This is a genomic window from Xanthomonas protegens (assembly GCF_038442435.1).
GTDB lineage: Bacteria > Pseudomonadota > Gammaproteobacteria > Xanthomonadales > Xanthomonadaceae > Xanthomonas_A > Xanthomonas_A sontii.
Map to the genome: position 1 here is coordinate 116203 of NZ_JAQJCQ010000007.1, position 15477 is coordinate 131679.

The window sequence follows — 15477 nt, forward strand, 5'->3', positions numbered from 1 at the left end:
CGCCGGTCCGGCCGGCGACGCCCCCCGGCGCCATTGCACATGATAGCCGCCGCACTGCGCACGCTGGGCGTCAGGGGCGACGACGGCCACGCCGCAGGTGATCGCCTCTCCCCTCCGCAGGCAGGACGCACGCCGTGCGCGGCTGGCGCCCGGACGGGCGGCCTCCATCGGCTAACGGACGCATCGCGTGCAGGAGCGGTTTCAGCCGCGAATGGCGGTCCCGCGATGACGTCAGTCGCGGCTGAAGCCGCTCCTACGGGGCAGCGGCCTCCATACAGGCGCCCGACGCCGCCAGCGCGCGGCCACAACGTGCTGCGCGAGCGCCGACCCGTCGCGCCAGGCTCAGGCCTTGCGCAGGAAGCAGGTCTTCAGCACCAGGCCCTTGATCTTGTCCGAGTTGCCTTCGATGTGTTCGGCATCGTCCTCGACCAGGCGGATGCCGCGGATCACCGTGCCCTGCTTGAGCGGGATCGACGAGCCCTTGACCTTCAGGTCCTTGATCACCACCACCGTGTCGCCGGCCTGCAGCACGTTGCCGTTGCTGTCGCGTACCACCGTCGCCGCGTCGTTGGCGGCCTCGGCCGCGGCCGGCCACTCGTGGCCGCAGTCCGCGCACACCCAGTTGGCGCCGTCGACATAGGTGTTTTCCAGGGTGCATTGCGGGCAGGCGGGGGCGGCGGGCATGGGAGTCCTTGATACGGCGACGACGGCGAGCCACCTATTGTAGCCGCCCGCCCCGTGCCGCCGTGCGGCCGCGCCAGCCGCAGGAATCTCATGTCCGCCTCGTCCGGGTCCCGCCTCGCGATCTATGCCGCGCTCGCCGGCAATCTGGCCATCGCCATCGCCAAGTTCGTCGCCGCGGCGATCTCGGGCAGCTCGGCGATGCTCAGCGAAGGCGTGCATTCGCTGGTGGACACGGTCAACGAGCTGTTGCTGCTGTACGGCCTGCGCCGCGCCGCGCGCCCGGCCGATGAGACCCATCCGTTCGGCCACGGGCGCGAACTGTACTTCTGGAGCTTCATCGTCGCCCTGCTGGTGTTCGCGCTCGGCGCGGGGGTGTCGCTGTACGAGGGCATCGCCCACATCCGCGATCCGCAGCCGGCCAGCGACCACACCCTCAACTACATCGTGCTGGGGCTGTCGCTGTTGTTCGAGGGCGGCTCGTGGTGGGTGTCGCTGCGCGAGTTCCGTGCGCGCAAGGGCCGCCTGAGCTACGTGCAGGCGTTCCGCGAGAGCAAGGACCCGAGCCTGTTCACCGTGCTGGTGGAAGACAGCGCAGCGTTGATCGGCCTGCTGATCGCACTGACCGGGCTGCTCGCGGCGCAATGGCTGGACATGCCGGAACTGGATGGCGTCGCCTCCATCGGCATCGCCGCGGTGCTGGCCTGCTCGGCGTTCGTGCTGGCACGCGAGACCAAGGGCCTGCTGATCGGCGAGCCGGCGGCGCGCCCGCTCGGCGACGCGCTGCGGCGCATCGCCGCCGCCGATCCGGACGTGCGCGCGGTCAACGGCGTGCTCAGCGTGCAGATGGGGCCGGATCAGGTGGTGGCCGCGCTCAGCGCCGAATTCGAGGACCAGCGCAGCACCGCGCAGATCGAAGCGTGCATCGAGCGCATCGAGGCCGCCGCGCGCGCAGAGCATCCGGAACTGCAGGCGCTGTTCGTCAAGCCGCAGACCCCGGAGACCTGGCTGGCCCGGCGCACCGCGCTGCGCCGGCCGCCGCCGGCCTGAATGGCAGGTCGCCGACGCGACTTGCGGCCCTGCGCCGCTTTTCGTTAGGGTAGCCGGGTAGCACCCCCTCTCATCGCGCTGTGACTGTGTCGGCGTATCCCCCTTACTCACTGAACGAGGTTTCCCATGGAGATCGCCAACGGGCTTGTCGCCACCATCCACTACACCCTCACCGACGACGCCGGTGAAGTGATCGACCAGTCCTCGCCGGACAATCCGCTGAGCTACCTGCACGGCGCCGGCAACATCGTGCCGGGCCTGGAAAAGGCGCTGACCGGCAAGCGCACCGGCGAGTCGGTCACCGCCGACGTGATCCCGGCCGAGGGCTACGGCCCGCGCCACGAGCAATTGGTGCAGCAGGTGCCGCGCGGTTCGTTCCCGGATGCCGGGTCGCTGGCGCCGGGCATGCAGTTCCAGGCGCAGACCGACCAGGGCCCGCTGCTGGTCACGGTCACCGAGGTCGGCGAAGAGCTGGTGACCATCGACGGCAACCACCCGCTGGCCGGGCAGGTGCTGCACTTCGCCGTGGAAGTGGCCGGCGTGCGCGAGGCCACCGAGCAGGAAAAGAACCAGGGCCACGCCGGCGCCGCGCTGTAAGCGACCCGGTTTCGCGTCCCCAACGAGGCCCGCCGATGCGGGCCTCGTGCGTTTGCGGCCGCGCTTGCGTCGCGCGGCGGCTTGCCCCACAGTGCGCGGCCCCTCCCGCCCCCGGCACCGTCATGCGCCTCGGTATCGACTTCGGCACCAGCAATTCCGCCGCCGCCGCGGTGATCGACGGCCGCGTGGTGCCGATCGACTTCGGCGCGCAGCAGCAGTTCCGCACCACGGTGTACTTCCCCGAGGTGATGCGCGACCCGGCCGAATTCGACCTGACCCCGGCGCTGGAATGGCAGGTGGACGAGCTGATCGAATCCGGCCGCCGCGACGCGCTCGCCGCCGGGCGCGAACGCAGCCTGGACGCGCTGCGCCGCGACGCGATCCGGGTGGTGCGCCGGCAGTGGATGGAAACGCAGATGCGCGAGCCGCGCAGTTCCGCGGCGCTGCTGCAGAACGCGGTGTACGGTGATGACGCACTGGACGCGTATTTCGTCGAAGGCGAAGGCAACCTGGTGCAGAGCCCCAAGTCGATGCTGGGCTACAACCTGCATCCGCGCGCGCGCCAGACCATCACCGGCATCGCCGCGCACATTCTCGAACACATCCGCCTGACCGCCTCGCAGCAACTAGGCGTGCAGGTGCGCCGTGCCCTGCTGGGGCGCCCGGTGCAGTTCCGCAGTTCGATCGGCGAGGCCGGCAACGCGCAGGCGCTGGAGATCCTGCACAGCGCCGCGATCACCGCCGGCTTCGACGACGTCGCGTTCCTGGAGGAACCGGCCGCCGCGGCGATGCATTACCACGCGGTCAGCCGCGAACGCCACGCCGCGGTGGTGGTGGACATCGGCGGCGGCACCACCGACATCGCCCATGCCAGCGTCGGCGGCGATGCCGCGCCGCAGGTGCACCGCGCCTGGGGCATCCCGCGCGGCGGCACCGACATCGACCTGGCGCTGAGCCTGGCCGGGTTCATGCCGCAGTTCGGCCGCGGCATCACCCGCGTGCCCTCGCACCACTACGTCGAAGCGGCGATGGTGCAGGACACCACCCGCCAGCGCGATTTCCGCCAGCACCGCTACGACGCCGTGCCCGCGCCGTACGAGGCGCGCCTGCAGGCGCTGCAGGAACCGGGCAACACCGCGCGCCTGTACCGTGCGGTGGAGCGCAGCAAGATCCGCCTCAGCGACGCCGAGCACCACGCCGAGACCCTGGACTACATCGAAACCGGCTTGCAGGTGCAGGTGCAGGCCGAGGAACTGGTGCAGGCCGCACGCAGCTACCTGGAAGCCCTGCAGGAGCTGCTGGCGCAGGTGCGCCAGGACATCGGCGGCGACCCGGCCGCGGTGTTCCTGACCGGCGGCATGTCGCGCGCCGGCTACCTGCAGCGCCTGGTCGCCGCGGCCTTCCCGCAGGCGCGCCTGGTCCACGGCGATCCCTCCTTCGGCGTGGTGCAGGGCTTGGCGCTGGCCGCCGCGCAGGACTGACGCAGCCCAGGCGTCGGCGGCCCTCCCCGACCGGCCATTCCCGGCCGGCGCGCCGCCTGCGGCCAGCATTGTTCATGCAGCGGGCGCACGACTGGCGTAGCATGGCGGCACGCTTCAGCGTCACGTCGCTACGCGCGTCTCGTCCGGCCGTTCCTGTCGCCCGACTCGCTTCCTTCTCGCGCCAACCTCCGTCCCCTTACAGGCCGGATCCTTCGGAGCGCCATGTCCCCCGCCCTTGCCACGCTCCAGATCGAGCGTCTGGCGTCGCCGCTTCAGCCACCTTCCTGGCCGACAGGTCCGGATCGGGGCGGCGACGCATGAGCGAGAGCGCGCGGGACGCGACCGACGCTGACATCGCCTGCGACCGCTGCGACGCGATCTGCTGCCGCCTGACCGTCCTGGTGATGCCGGACGACCATGTCCCCGAGCATCTCACCGAGTACACACGCGAGGGCCTGCACGTGATGGCGCGCGACGAGGACGGCTGGTGCGTGGCGGTGGATGGCGCACGCATGTGTTGCTCCATCTACGCGCAGCGCCCGGCGGTCTGCCGCAAGTTCGCGATGGCCGGCCCGTACTGCCGCGAGATCCGCCGTACCCACCACGAGCAACTGACCCGTGGCATTCCCCTGACGATGTACTGACTGCAGGAGTTCCAGCATGGCACGACCGACCAGCACCACCGCTTCGCCCAGCGCCAGGAACACACGCGGCGCCAGCGCCGCCGACAAGGCGCAAAAAGGCCTCAGCCGCGAGCGCATCGAGGCCGACCTGGCCGCGTTCCACCAGGCCGGCGGCCGCGTCGAGGTGCTCGGCACCACCCGCGTGCTGAAGAAGGTCGACGTCGCCGACGCGGGCTAGCGCCCGCGCATCCCGCCGTCATCGCGCGTACCTGCGGCGGGAAAACAGCCGGACGTGGACGCCGGTCCACGCCGCGCGAGGACGCCGCGCCTGGGACGCGACGACGGCGCCTCCGGTTGGCGCCGACGACCACACGGCCAGGCCCAACACGGCGTCCTCGAAGCGCCGGCGCCGGCGTGCAGGCACGGCACCGTCTTCACGCCGAAAGCGCATACTGCGATCTCTTCCACGGTCTCGTTTCGGCATGCTCCTGCGCTCCCTGTCCGCCGAACTCGGCCAGCCCGCCTGCGGCAACTGTCGCGACGGCGAGCCGCTGGATTTCGCCGTGCGCATGGCGTTCCAGCCGATCGTCGATGCCGCCACCCGCTCCATCTACGCCTACGAGGCGCTGGTGCGCGGCGAGGACGGCAGCGGCGCGGCGGCGGTGCTGGCGCGGGTGCGGCCGCAGCAGATGTACCGCTTCGACCAGACCTGCCGGGTGCAGGCGATCGCCACCGCCGCGCAGCTGGGCCTGCGCACGCGGCTGTCGATCAACTTCATTCCCAATGCGGTGTACGAACCGGCGACCTGCATCCGCCTGACCCTGAGGGCGGCCGAGCATTTTGGCGTACCCACCGGCGACCTGATCTTCGAGTTGAGCGAGTCCGAACGCATCGCCGACCTGCCCAAGGTTGTGCGCATCCTGCGCGACTACGCGCAGCGCGGCTTCCTGACCGCGATCGACGACTTCGGCGCCGGCCACTCCGGCCTCAACCTGCTCGCCGATTTCCAGCCGCACCTGATCAAGCTGGACATGGCGCTGATCCGCGGCATCGACGGCAGTGCGGCACGCCGCCACATCGTCGGCGGCATCGTCGCGATGGCCGCGCCACTGGGCTGCCGCATCCTCGCCGAGGGCGTGGAGACGCCTGCCGAGTACCGCGCACTGCGCGCGCTGGGCATCGACCTCTACCAGGGCTATCTGTTCGCCAAGCCGGCACTGGAAGCCTTGCCGGACGTCACCGAGGCGCAGTGGGAGGCGCTGGAACGCGCCGGCTGAGCCGCCCACTACCGTAGCGCACGCCAGCACGACTTGCCCGCAGCGGCCACGCTTGCGACCATCGCGCCTCCCCTGCGTGTTCCGAAGTGCAATGCCCTCGCTCCATACCTTGCTGCCGCCGTGGACGCACCGCTGGCTCGACGTGATCGTGCCCGGCGCGCAGATCGTGCTGATCGTGCTCGGCGCCTGGTTGCTGCGGACCTTGCTGCGGCGGTTGATCCGGCGCCTGGGCGAGCACTACGCGCTGCCGCCGGAACTGGTGATGATGGCGCGCCGCGGCAGCGGCTTCGTGATCTACGCCGCGGCGCTGCTGCTGATCCTGGACCGCTTCGGCGTCTCCGGCACCGTGCTGTGGACCGCCTTCACCGGCTTCGCCGCGGTCGCGGCGGTGGCGTTCTTCGCCGCCTGGAGCGTGCTGTCCAACATCTTCTGCACGCTGTTGATCTTCACCACGCGCCCGTTCCGCCTGCACGACCACATCGAGTTGCTGGAGAACGGCGAGAAGCCGGGACTGAAGGGCCAGGTGATCGACATCAACCTGATCTACACCACGCTGCGCGAGGAACGCGACGGCGACGGCGAGAGCGTGCTGCAGATCCCCAACAGCCTGTTCTTCCAGCGCAGCACGCGCCGCTGGCGCAGCCATCCGGTTCCATCCGGGCTGGGCTGAGCGCCGCAACGACGGCAACGCCGACGCTGACGCCATGCACATGGCGCAGCCGCTATGGTCGACGCCAGCCGCCTGGTGCGGCGCTCCTCCCTACCCGATCAGGTACTGCATGGAACCCGTCACCCCCCCGTTCGCCGACCTTTTCGCCCAGCTCGGGCTGCCCAACAGCGAAGCCGAGATTCGCCAGTTCATCGCCCGGCACGCGCCGCTGCCCGATGGCATGCGCCTGGAAGAAGCCCCGTTCTGGACGCCCGCGCAGGCGCAGCTGCTGCGCGAGGAACGCCTGGAAGACGCCGACTGGGCGATCGTGGTCGATCAGCTCAACATCGCACTGCACGCAACGCCTGCGCTGGAGACCGATCGCGCCGGCTGAGCCTCAGCGCAGCTGGCTGTCCTTGCTGCCGCGGCGGTTGTAGCCGCTGTGCTCGTGCTGCGCGCGGTCCTGCGCGTCCTGGCAGGCCACGCACAGGCGCACGCCCGGCACGGCCTTGCGCCGCGCCTCGGGAATCGGCGCATCGCAATCCTCGCAGTGGCTCGATCCCGGGCCCTGCGGCAGTTGGCTGCGCGCCCGCTTGATCGCATCTTCGACGGTCGCGTCGATCTGGTCCTGCACCGCGCCGTCGCCTGCCCACCCAGTGGCCATGGTCGTCTCCGCACTGTTGCCTTGCCTGGATGATGCGGCCGGCAGCGGTGAATGCAATGCACGCCGGCTTCACCTTGCCGAGACGTTCATGCAGCGCCGCCCGGCGCCCCGCCTCACCAGATCAGGTCGTCCGGCACCTGGAACTGGCTGTAGTACGGATCGTCCTCGCCGCTGGCCGGCGTTGCCGCCAGCGCGTCGAACACGAGGGTCGCCGGGTCGCGCGCGACGATCTTTTCGACGACCGCACGCGGCACCGGCACATAGCCGGCGTCCAGCCGCGCGATCACCACGCTGCCGGCGATCAGGTGCGCGCGCAAGGCCGCATCCACCCGCAGCCGCTGGATCTTGCCGGCATCGGTGAAGTGGTAGTCGATCTCGCCGTCGGCCTTGAGCTTATGGGTCTCGACCAGTTGCCGCGCCTGCGCCCGCTGCTCCTGCACGCGGGCCTGCGCATTGCGCTCGGCGGACAGCGCACGATCGCGCTCCACCCGCTCCTGCCGCAACCGCTCGTTCTCCAGCTGCTCGGCACTGGGCGGCGGCGGGGTCTTGCCCTGCCGCGCCTTGGCCTGCTCGCGCGCGACCTGCGCCACCTGGCTCTTCTTCACCAGGCCGGCCTTGAGCAGTTGCTCCTGCAGGGGATTGCGCATCGGAAGCGTCCACGGACTCGAAATCGGGAGGCCCATGATACCCGCAGCACCGCTGCACGCCCGCGAAGCCGCCCACGGCGGATGCCCCGCCGCGCTGCACGCTAAGCTGGCGGGATGGACACCTTGCGCTATCTCGTCGGCTACCCGCCCCAGGTCCTGGACCAGGTGCGCGAGCTGATCGCGCGCCAGCGCCTGGGCGACTGGCTGCGCCGCCGCTACCCCGAGGCCAACGCGGTGCGCACCGATCGCCAGTTGTACGACTACACGCAGGCGCTGAAGGATCGCTGCATGCGCAGCGCCGAACCGCTGCACAAGGTGATCTACGACAACCGCCTGCAGGCGGTGAAGCACGCGCTCGGCACCCACACCACGGTGTCGCGCGTGCAGGGCGGCAAGCTCAAGGCCAGCCGCGAGATCCGCATCGCCGGCGTGTTCCGCGATGCGCCGGCGGCGTTCCTGCCGATGATCGTGGCCCACGAACTGGCGCACCTGAAGGAAAGCGCGCACAACAAGGCCTTCTACCAGCTGTGTGCGCACATGACGCCGGACTACCACCAGTTGGAGTTCGATCTGCGTCTGTACCTGACCCAGTTGGAGCTGGCCGGCGGCAGCGACCGCTGAGCGGCGCCGCGCGTGGCAGCGCAGCGGCGGCAGCACGTACACTGCGCTGCCCTGATCGCCGAGCGTTTCGATGTCCGCCCCCTCCGCCCCCACCCGCCTCGACAAATACGTGGCCGCCATGCTGCCGTGCTCGCGCAGCGAAGCGCAGCAGTACATCGAGGGCGGCTGGGTCGGCGTGGACGGCGTGGTGGTCGAGGAGCCGCAGGCCGCGGTGACGACGCAGCAGGTGACGCTGGCGGCCGACGCGCAACTGGGCGCGATCGAACCGGCTACCCTGCTGCTGCACAAGCCGGCCGGCATGGATCTCGACGCGGCGCTGGCGCTGGTCAGACCGGACACGCGCAGCGCCCTGGACACGAGCGAGGTGCGCGTCCTGAAACGCCACTTCCTGCGTCTGAACGCGCCGTTGCCGTTGGAGTCGGCGGCCAGCGGCCTGCTGGTGCTCAGTCAGGACGGCCGCGTGCTGCGCCGCCTGACCGAGGATGCGAGTGCGATCGAACAGGAGTTCGTGGTCGAAGTGCGCGGCGAACTGCGGCCCTACGGCATGCTGCGGCTCGCCCATGGCTTGGTCTACCAGCAGCGCAGCCTGCCGCCGTGCAAGGTCAGCTGGCAGAACGAGGACCGCCTGCGCTTTGCGATCAAGCACGTGCAGCCCGGCCAGTTGCAGGCCATGTGCGCAGAGGTGGGACTGGAGGCGATCAGCCTGCGCCGCCTGCGCATCGGTCGCATCCCGCTGGGCAAGCTGGCGCCGGGCGAGTGGCGTTATTTGCCGGGTGGCGAGCGGTTCTGAGGGGTTGCGCCGCTCGACTACCAGCTTTACCGGCGCCCTACCCTCACCCCAACCCCTCTCCCGGGGGGAGAGGGGCTAGGAGCGCGCGGTGACTCAGGGCTTTGCCAGCGCGCGTTGGATCGCCTGCTCGGCCAGTGGCGCCATCACCGCATAGCCGGCGTTGTTGGGGTGCACGCCATCGATGGCCACGGTCTTGTCCATGCCACCGTCGCGGTTGCTCAGTTTGCTGTAGTAGTCCAGGTACACCGCGTCGTGCTGCTGCGCGTACTGCTGCATCCAGGCATTGAGCGCACGCACCTTCTGCGCCGGTTGCAGGCCCGGGCGCCACGGATAGTCGGTCACCGGCAGCACCGAGGCCAGCACCACCTTGATGTGGTGGGCCTGCGCCAGTTCGGTCATCGCGCTGAGGTTGTCCTCGATCATCTCCAGGGTGGACAGCCCGGTGTTGCCGGCCAGATCGTTGGTGCCGGCCAGGATCACCACCACCGCCGGCTTCAGGTCGATCACGTCCTGGCGGAAGCGCACCAGCATCTGCGCGGTGGTCTGCCCGGAAATGCCGCGGTTGACGTAGGCGGACTTGCCGGGGAAGAACGTGGTGCCTTCGCGACGGCCCCAGGCGTCGGTGATGGAATCGCCGTAGAACACCACGCGCGGCGCGTCCGCTGCCGGCGCCGGCAGCGCGGCGTTGTCGGCGCGATAGCGCTGCAGTTGCGCCCAATCGAGCAGGCGCTGCTGCATCGCCTTCACTTCGTCGGGCTTGAGGGTGTCCGGCGCCCGCGTGTACAGCGCATCGACCTTGCCCTCCAGCGCCGCGGTGGACGCGGGCGTCGCCGCCTGCGCGGCGCTGGCGGCGGTGGCGCACAGCGCGATGGCGAGGGACAACAGCGAGGGGCATTTCATCGGGGCATTCCTTGTGCGGACAACGGTGATCGCACAGTGTAACCAACCGCTCGCACCGCCCATGCGGCGTCGCCGCAGCGCACTGCGGGCACGTCGGACTGCACCGAAATTCAGCCCGCGCTCACGCGGTGGATCCAGCACACGGGATCGATGGCGCATATCGCCACGCGCCACGCGGACGCAATCTGCCGCGTCGTGTCGATGCGCGGCAACACGCCGCCGCGACGGCCATCGCAGCCCGCGACGACATGCGTCACGCGCGTGCCGCCACGATGACAGCGCGATGCCGTCGCCATCGTTTTTCGCTATCGCAGCAACCTTTTGCAAAGGCCCTAACTTTTTCGTAAGTACATGACACGCAAGGATTTTCACTTCTAGGATGGCCGCGGACGTGACGGGGGGATCCTCACTCCCAAGCCCGAAGGACATCCATGAAAACGCGTGATGCACACCAGAACCACTCCCGCCTGCGGCTGGCGTTGATTCCCGGCTTGATGTTCAGCGCAATGGCGATGGCGCAGTCCGCAGGCACCGCAGCGGCAACGACCGACACCAGCGCCGCCAGCGCCGCCAGCGCACAATGGCGCAGCACGTTCTCCGGCGGTACGCCGTTCGCCACGCACAGCCTCTGGGACAGCGCCGGCGGCGGCTTCCTCAACACCCGCTTCGCGCCCGGCGAATGGCAGATCACCCCGTTCAACGCCGCGCGCCTGAAGACCGCGTGGACCTTCACCACGCAAGGCGACGTCTCGGCCACACCGACCGTGCAGGGCACGGCGCTGTACGTGCCGGACTGGGGCGGCCAGCTGTATCGCATCGACACCGACCTGGGCAAGGCGGTGTGGCAGGTGAAGCTGGCCGACTACACCGGCATCGCCGGTTCGCTGTCGCGCAACAGCCCGGCGATCGCACGCGACAGCGTGCTGGTCGGCGACCAGGCCAGCGGCACGGTGCTGGCGATCGACAAGGCCACCGGCAAGCTGCTGTGGAAGACCCTGGTCGAGTCCAACCCGCAGGCGCGCATCACCGCCTCGCCGGTGATCTACGGCGACCGCGTCTACGTCGGCGTGTCCTCCGGCGACTGGGGCGGACTGAGCGCCGGCTACAAGTATTCCTTCCGCGGCAGCGTCGCCGCGCTGGATCTGAAGACCGGCAAGCTGCTGTGGAGCTTCCGCACCACGCCGGAGGGCTACACCGGTGCGTCGGTGTGGGGCACGCTGGCGATCGATCCGCTGCGCCAGCGCGTCTACGCCACCACCGGCAACAACTACTCGGTGCCGACCGAGGTGGCCACCTGCGTCAAGAACGCCAACGGCGACAAGACCGCGCAACTGGCGTGCATGGCGCCGGACAACTACGTCGATTCGGTGCTGGCGCTGGACATGCGCAGCGGCAAGCCGGTGTGGACGCGCCGCCTGCAGGGCGCCGACGCCTGGTCGCTGTCGTGCCTGGTCGCGCCGACCAATGGCCTGTGCCAGGACCCGCAGGGACCGGACTACGACTTCAGCGGCGGCGGCGCCAACCTGTTCACGGCGATCCGCAACGGCAAGCCGCAGGCGCTGGTCGGTGCCGGCCAGAAGAGCGGCGTGTACTGGGCCTTCGACGCCGACAGCGGGCAGACCGTGTGGTCGACCCAGGTCGGCCCGGGCGGTACCGCCGGCGGCATCGAATGGGGCTCGTCGGTGGATCCGTTCTCCGGTCGCGTGTATGTGGCGATCAACAACAACGAGCACACGCCGTACACCCTGGCGCCGGGCAACACCGAAACCTGGAACGCCGGCTCCTGGGCCGCGCTGGATGCGGCCAGCGGCAAGATCCTCTGGCAGGTCAAGGTGCCGGGCACCGATCCGGTGCAGACCGCGTTCGGCGCCGGCGGCCGCGGCCCGCTGGCATCGTCGCCGGGCCTGGTCTATGCCGGCTCGATGTCCGGCGCGATGACCGTGCTCGATGCCAAGACCGGCGCCACCCTGTGGAGCTTCGATGCCGGCGGTTCGGTGTCCAGCGCACCGGCGATCGTCGATGGTGCGGTGTATTGGGGCGCCGGCTACAGCCGCTTCAACTTCGGCACCGGGGTCAACAAGCTGTACAAGTTCGTGCCGTCGAACCGGCGCCGCTGAGCGCAGCTCAGGACCGCCTCTTCGGTTGCAGTGCCTCTCCTGCGCAAGCGGGAGAGGCTGTTGCACGATGGTCGAGCGCATCGCCTCGCATCGCGAAGCGTGAGGCGTCAGGTGAGATCACCTGGCACGCGTGCGCTTGGACAGCGCGCGCTGCGACGAGAGATCACACGAGGCAACGCCAGGCCCACGAAAGATCCGGTGGGCTCCGCTTCCCGCGAAGCCCGCCGACGATCAGCCAACCGCTCAGTTGAACGTGTAGTCCAGGGTCAGAAACATTTCCCGGCCGTTGTACTCGCTCGCGGTCTGCCCGGTGGTGACGAACTCGAAGCCGCCGGCGTAGTACGGAATCGCACCGACCTTGTCGAAGATGTTCGACACGGTGAGCTTCGCATGCAGGTCCGGCGTGACCTGCAGGCCGACCGAACCGTTCCAGGTGATCCACGCCGGCGCGTGGCCCCGGTAGGTCGTATCCGGCACGGTGACCTGGTTGCCGTCCTGGGTGACCTGGCAGACGCCGGTGGAGATCGTGTTGCCGCCATTGGACACCGTGACCATGCCGGGCTGGATGCCATTGGGCAGCACGTCGCAGCCGGCGTAGTTGGGGGCACGCATGCGGCCATTGCGCACGCCGGAGATCGACACGTTCCAGCGGCCCCTGGTCCAGTCGGCGATCCAGGTCATGCGGCTGGCCACGTTCTGGTAGCGGGTGTTCTGCAGCGGATCGGAGGCCAGCACGCGCTGCTTGTACGACAGGTTGTTGGTGTAGTTGATGCCGGCGCGGAAGTCGCCGTAGCCGTCGGTGTGGAACTTGTAGTCCAGCGTCGCATCGATGCCGGCCACGTACAGCGAGGCTTCGTTGATCGGGCCCGATTGCACCGAGACGATCTGGCCGTTGGCGTCGCGCTTCACCATCTGGGTGACCATCTGGCAGTACTCCGATCCGGCCACGTGCGCCGTGTACGGCGACAGGCCCGACGTCCCGTTCGGCTTCAGCCCGGTCAGGCAGCCGGCTTCGTCGGCAAGCACGGTGTCCTGGCCGAGGTACTGGATGGCGTTGTCCACGCCCATGTTCCAGTAGTCCGCCGACACCGAAAGCCCCTGCACGCCCGGCACCTGCCAGACGAAGCCGTAGGTCCACGAGTGCCCGGTCTGCGGCAGCAGCAGGCGGCTGCCGTTGGTGTAGAGCGTGTAGTACTGCGACCCGGGGCGCTGCACGCTGTTGCACCAGGTGTTGTTGTTCTGCCCGGCCTTGATCGCGTTCACGCACTGCAGCGGGTCGGCGTAGAAGCCCACCGGCGAGGTCGAACCGGTCAGGTAGATGGCCTGCATGTCCGGCGCCTTGAAGTTGGTGCCGTAGCTGCCGCGCAGCAGCAGACCGTCGTACGGGCGCCACTCCAGGCCCGAGCCCCAGGTGCGGGCGATGTCGGCACGGCTGGCGTCGTTGTACTTGTCCAGGCGGCCGGACAGCGTCCAGGTCACCGACTCCAGCACCGGCACGCGGAACTCCGTGCCCAGCGAGAAACGCTGCCGGGTGCCGGCACCGGTGAGGTAGGCGCCGAACGGGTTCTGGAACGTGGACGGATCCGCCGCACGCGGGTCGGGCGACAGCTTGAAGCCGTTGTGTGCGGCTTCGAGCACTGCGGCCCAGCCCACCGACCGATCGGCCCAGGGCAGCTTGAACAGGTCGCCGTTGACGCGCAGTTGCGCCTGGTCGAGCCAGGACGATGCGGTGTTGACGCCGGTCACCGCGAACTGGTCGTACTGCTGCGGGGTGATCGGGTTCCAGAACTGCTGCCAGTTGAACGCGTAGATCGGCAGACCGTCCGCGGTGCTGCCCTGCTGCTGGCCGAGGAAGAAGTTGTTGGTCGCCTGGGCGTTGTAGCCGGTGAACTCCTCGCGGACGATGTACTTCTGCGTGTTGAGGTTGAGGTCCCAGTTGAAACGGCCGTCCAACACGGTGCCGCGCAGGCCCGCCTGCAGGTTCCAGTTGAGCTCGCGATCATAGGTGTTGGCGCTGACGCCGATTTCTTTCTGGGTCAGCTGGCGGATGACCTGGTTGACGGTCTGCCCGGTGGTCTGGTCGTAGAACGGACCGGCACTGAACACGTTGAGCTGCGTGTTGGAGATGCCCACGGTCTGGTACAGCGCGGCCGAGCCGTAGAACTGCAGACCGTTCTGGAAGTCGTACTCGCCCGACACGTAGCCGTTGTTGCTGCGGCTGCCCGGGGTCAGCACCCAGTTCTGGAACAGCGCCGGCTGCGCGCAGTAGAAACCGTTGTCGGTGACGCCGGTGACCTGGGTGCCGTTGGTGGTCACCGAGTGCGACTGGGCCAGGCGCGAGTTGGTGAACTTGTCGCAGGTGCCGGCCGGCGGCGTGATGTAGTGGCCGTTGGCATCGGTGGCCGACAGGGCGATCGCGCCGGCGGCATCGTACTGGTAGCCGAACATGCGCGAGGCCGGCCCCCATGCGCCGTAGCCGGCGTCGGCCACCGAATCCTGGTAGGGCCGGTCCATGCCCCACAGCGCGCTGCGGTTGGAGTGCTCCAGGTTGTAGGTCACGTGCCAGTTGTTGCCGGCACGGCCGCCGACGTAATTGATGTCGCCGTAGTCGCGGCCGCCGCGCGTCGCGCCGCCCAGGGTGACCTGCAACTGGTCGCCCTGGTAGTTCTTCTTCAGGATCACGTTCACCACGCCGGCGACCGCGTCCGAGCCGTAGATCGACGACGCGCCGGAGGCGAGCACTTCGATGTGATCGATCATCCCGGTGGGGATGTTGTTGAAGTTCTGGAAGTTGCTCTGCTTGTTGAGCGGCTGCGGGTAGTCGACCACGCGATGGCCGTCGATCATCAGCAGGCTGAAACCGGGGCCGAGCCCGCGCAGGTTCACCGAGCGCGCATTGACCGAACTGGAGCCCCACGAGGCCGGGTCGGACACCTGCTGCCCCACCTGCGGCAGCGAGTCGAGGAATTCCCACAGCGTGGTGTAGCCCTGCTTCTTGATCTCTTCGCCGGTGATGGTGACCACCGGCGCGGGCCCTTCGACCTCCACGCGCGGGATCATCGAACCGGTGACCGTCACCGCCTTGAGTTCGACCGGCTTGTCGGCCTTGCCGGTGCCACCTGGCGGGGGCGCACTGTCGGGCGCGGACTGCGCCATCAGAGAAGGCGCCCACAGCGCGAGCGCAACGGAACTGGCGACGAGTCCACGCCGGAAAGCGGATCTGTTCACTGGTCTCCCCCCACAGGAGCGATCGATGTTGGAGATGTGCCGAGCCCGCCCGATTCCCCTGCCTTGCGCGGGCCATCCGCAAGGCGGTGCATACAAGAACGAAAAGTTCATATATGCGACGCCAGCGTTATAGGCCGAATTTGAATCGATGC

16 protein-coding genes are annotated in these 15477 nt (G+C 69.1%); 11 read left to right on the forward strand and 5 right to left on the reverse strand.

What is annotated here, in order from left to right:
• Positions 1-342: 342 nt before the first annotated feature.
• A complete protein-coding gene (locus PIQ37_RS10145; protein WP_048490980.1) occupies positions 343-684 on the reverse strand; it encodes a zinc ribbon domain-containing protein YjdM in 342 nt (113 codons plus the stop codon).
• A 90-nt stretch (positions 685-774) separates the two neighbouring features.
• Between PIQ37_RS10145 and PIQ37_RS10150 the strand changes: the two genes are divergently transcribed.
• The 8 genes from PIQ37_RS10150 (at position 775) to PIQ37_RS10185 (ending at position 6752) form a co-directional block, all read left to right on the forward strand.
• A complete protein-coding gene (locus tag PIQ37_RS10150) occupies positions 775-1731 on the forward strand; it encodes a cation diffusion facilitator family transporter (RefSeq protein WP_407136584.1) in 957 nt (318 codons plus the stop codon).
• A 126-nt stretch (positions 1732-1857) separates the two neighbouring features.
• Positions 1858-2328 carry an FKBP-type peptidyl-prolyl cis-trans isomerase gene (locus PIQ37_RS10155; protein ID WP_017908237.1) on the forward strand — a complete coding sequence of 157 codons (471 nt, stop codon included), beginning with the start codon at positions 1858-1860 and terminating at the stop codon, positions 2326-2328.
• 122 nt (positions 2329-2450) lie between these two features.
• A complete protein-coding gene (locus PIQ37_RS10160) occupies positions 2451-3809 on the forward strand; it encodes an Hsp70 family protein (protein ID WP_342073372.1) in 1359 nt (452 codons plus the stop codon).
• 317 nt (positions 3810-4126) lie between these two features.
• The gene (locus PIQ37_RS10165) at positions 4127-4453 is read left to right on the forward strand and encodes a YkgJ family cysteine cluster protein (RefSeq protein ID WP_017908235.1); all 327 of its coding nucleotides are present in this window, start codon (positions 4127-4129) and stop codon (positions 4451-4453) included.
• 16 nt (positions 4454-4469) lie between these two features.
• Positions 4470-4670, forward strand: a complete 201-nt coding sequence (locus PIQ37_RS10170) for a hypothetical protein (RefSeq protein ID WP_017908234.1) — start codon at positions 4470-4472, stop codon at positions 4668-4670.
• Positions 4671-4914: 244 nt separating this feature from the next.
• Positions 4915-5709 (forward strand): EAL domain-containing protein, encoded by a 795-nt coding sequence (locus tag PIQ37_RS10175; protein ID WP_152180853.1) that lies wholly within the window; start codon positions 4915-4917, stop codon positions 5707-5709.
• 91 nt (positions 5710-5800) lie between these two features.
• The gene (locus tag PIQ37_RS10180) at positions 5801-6379 is read left to right on the forward strand and encodes a mechanosensitive ion channel domain-containing protein (protein ID WP_153751310.1); all 579 of its coding nucleotides are present in this window, start codon (positions 5801-5803) and stop codon (positions 6377-6379) included.
• Positions 6380-6488: 109 nt separating this feature from the next.
• Complete coding sequence (locus tag PIQ37_RS10185) at positions 6489-6752, forward strand: DUF2789 domain-containing protein (RefSeq protein WP_342073373.1); 264 nt, start codon at positions 6489-6491, stop codon at positions 6750-6752.
• Between the two features lie 3 nt (positions 6753-6755).
• On the opposite strand, the gene PIQ37_RS10190 is transcribed toward PIQ37_RS10185, so the two are convergent.
• Together PIQ37_RS10190 and PIQ37_RS10195 are read right to left on the reverse strand one after the other, a co-directional pair.
• The gene (locus PIQ37_RS10190; RefSeq protein WP_017914689.1) at positions 6756-7022 is read right to left on the reverse strand and encodes a DksA/TraR family C4-type zinc finger protein; all 267 of its coding nucleotides are present in this window, start codon (positions 7020-7022) and stop codon (positions 6756-6758) included.
• Positions 7023-7135: 113 nt separating this feature from the next.
• Complete coding sequence (locus PIQ37_RS10195) at positions 7136-7669, reverse strand: DUF2058 domain-containing protein (protein ID WP_342073374.1); 534 nt, start codon at positions 7667-7669, stop codon at positions 7136-7138.
• Between the two features lie 114 nt (positions 7670-7783).
• On the opposite strand from PIQ37_RS10195, the gene PIQ37_RS10200 reads away from it, so the two are divergent.
• Together PIQ37_RS10200 and PIQ37_RS10205 are read left to right on the forward strand one after the other, a co-directional pair.
• Positions 7784-8290, forward strand: a complete 507-nt coding sequence (locus PIQ37_RS10200; RefSeq protein WP_267105319.1) for a M48 family metallopeptidase — start codon at positions 7784-7786, stop codon at positions 8288-8290.
• Between the two features lie 70 nt (positions 8291-8360).
• Positions 8361-9080 carry a S4 domain-containing protein gene (locus PIQ37_RS10205; protein ID WP_342073375.1) on the forward strand — a complete coding sequence of 240 codons (720 nt, stop codon included), beginning with the start codon at positions 8361-8363 and terminating at the stop codon, positions 9078-9080.
• A gap of 93 nt (positions 9081-9173) precedes the next feature.
• Here PIQ37_RS10205 and PIQ37_RS10210 read toward each other — a convergent pair whose 3' ends face one another.
• Positions 9174-9980 (reverse strand): SGNH/GDSL hydrolase family protein, encoded by an 807-nt coding sequence (locus PIQ37_RS10210; RefSeq protein ID WP_342073376.1) that lies wholly within the window; start codon positions 9978-9980, stop codon positions 9174-9176.
• A 506-nt stretch (positions 9981-10486) separates the two neighbouring features.
• On the opposite strand from PIQ37_RS10210, the gene PIQ37_RS10215 reads away from it, so the two are divergent.
• On the forward strand, positions 10487-12097 hold the full coding sequence (locus PIQ37_RS10215; protein WP_342073454.1) for an outer membrane protein assembly factor BamB family protein: 1611 nt from the start codon (positions 10487-10489) through the stop codon (positions 12095-12097).
• Positions 12098-12340: 243 nt separating this feature from the next.
• Here the strand turns inward: PIQ37_RS10215 and PIQ37_RS10220 are convergent, their stop codons facing one another.
• Complete coding sequence (locus PIQ37_RS10220) at positions 12341-15253, reverse strand: TonB-dependent receptor domain-containing protein (RefSeq protein ID WP_342073377.1); 2913 nt, start codon at positions 15251-15253, stop codon at positions 12341-12343.
• Between the last annotated feature and the right edge of the window lie 224 nt (positions 15254-15477).

Bases quoted from the DNA above. Each gene is read 5' to 3' on its own strand.
- PIQ37_RS10200 (WP_267105319.1), top strand. From the start codon at position 7,784: ATGGACACCTTGCGCTATCTCGTCGGCTACCCGCCCCAGGTCCTGGAC.
- PIQ37_RS10145 (WP_048490980.1), bottom strand. From the start codon at position 684: ATGCCCGCCGCCCCCGCCTGCCCGCAATGCACCCTGGAAAACACCTAT.
- PIQ37_RS10160 (WP_342073372.1), top strand. From the start codon at position 2,451: ATGCGCCTCGGTATCGACTTCGGCACCAGCAATTCCGCCGCCGCCGCG.
- PIQ37_RS10185 (WP_342073373.1), top strand. From the start codon at position 6,489: ATGGAACCCGTCACCCCCCCGTTCGCCGACCTTTTCGCCCAGCTCGGG.
- PIQ37_RS10220 (WP_342073377.1), bottom strand. From the start codon at position 15,253: ATGGCGCAGTCCGCGCCCGACAGTGCGCCCCCGCCAGGTGGCACCGGC.
- PIQ37_RS10205 (WP_342073375.1), top strand. From the start codon at position 8,361: ATGTCCGCCCCCTCCGCCCCCACCCGCCTCGACAAATACGTGGCCGCC.
- PIQ37_RS10175 (WP_152180853.1), top strand. From the start codon at position 4,915: ATGCTCCTGCGCTCCCTGTCCGCCGAACTCGGCCAGCCCGCCTGCGGC.
- PIQ37_RS10180 (WP_153751310.1), top strand. From the start codon at position 5,801: ATGCCCTCGCTCCATACCTTGCTGCCGCCGTGGACGCACCGCTGGCTC.
- PIQ37_RS10215 (WP_342073454.1), top strand. From the start codon at position 10,487: ATGGCGATGGCGCAGTCCGCAGGCACCGCAGCGGCAACGACCGACACC.
- PIQ37_RS10210 (WP_342073376.1), bottom strand. From the start codon at position 9,980: ATGAAATGCCCCTCGCTGTTGTCCCTCGCCATCGCGCTGTGCGCCACC.
- PIQ37_RS10170 (WP_017908234.1), top strand. From the start codon at position 4,470: ATGGCACGACCGACCAGCACCACCGCTTCGCCCAGCGCCAGGAACACA.
- PIQ37_RS10165 (WP_017908235.1), top strand. From the start codon at position 4,127: ATGAGCGAGAGCGCGCGGGACGCGACCGACGCTGACATCGCCTGCGAC.
- PIQ37_RS10155 (WP_017908237.1), top strand. From the start codon at position 1,858: ATGGAGATCGCCAACGGGCTTGTCGCCACCATCCACTACACCCTCACC.
- PIQ37_RS10150 (WP_407136584.1), top strand. From the start codon at position 775: ATGTCCGCCTCGTCCGGGTCCCGCCTCGCGATCTATGCCGCGCTCGCC.
- PIQ37_RS10190 (WP_017914689.1), bottom strand. From the start codon at position 7,022: ATGGCCACTGGGTGGGCAGGCGACGGCGCGGTGCAGGACCAGATCGAC.
- PIQ37_RS10195 (WP_342073374.1), bottom strand. From the start codon at position 7,669: ATGCGCAATCCCCTGCAGGAGCAACTGCTCAAGGCCGGCCTGGTGAAG.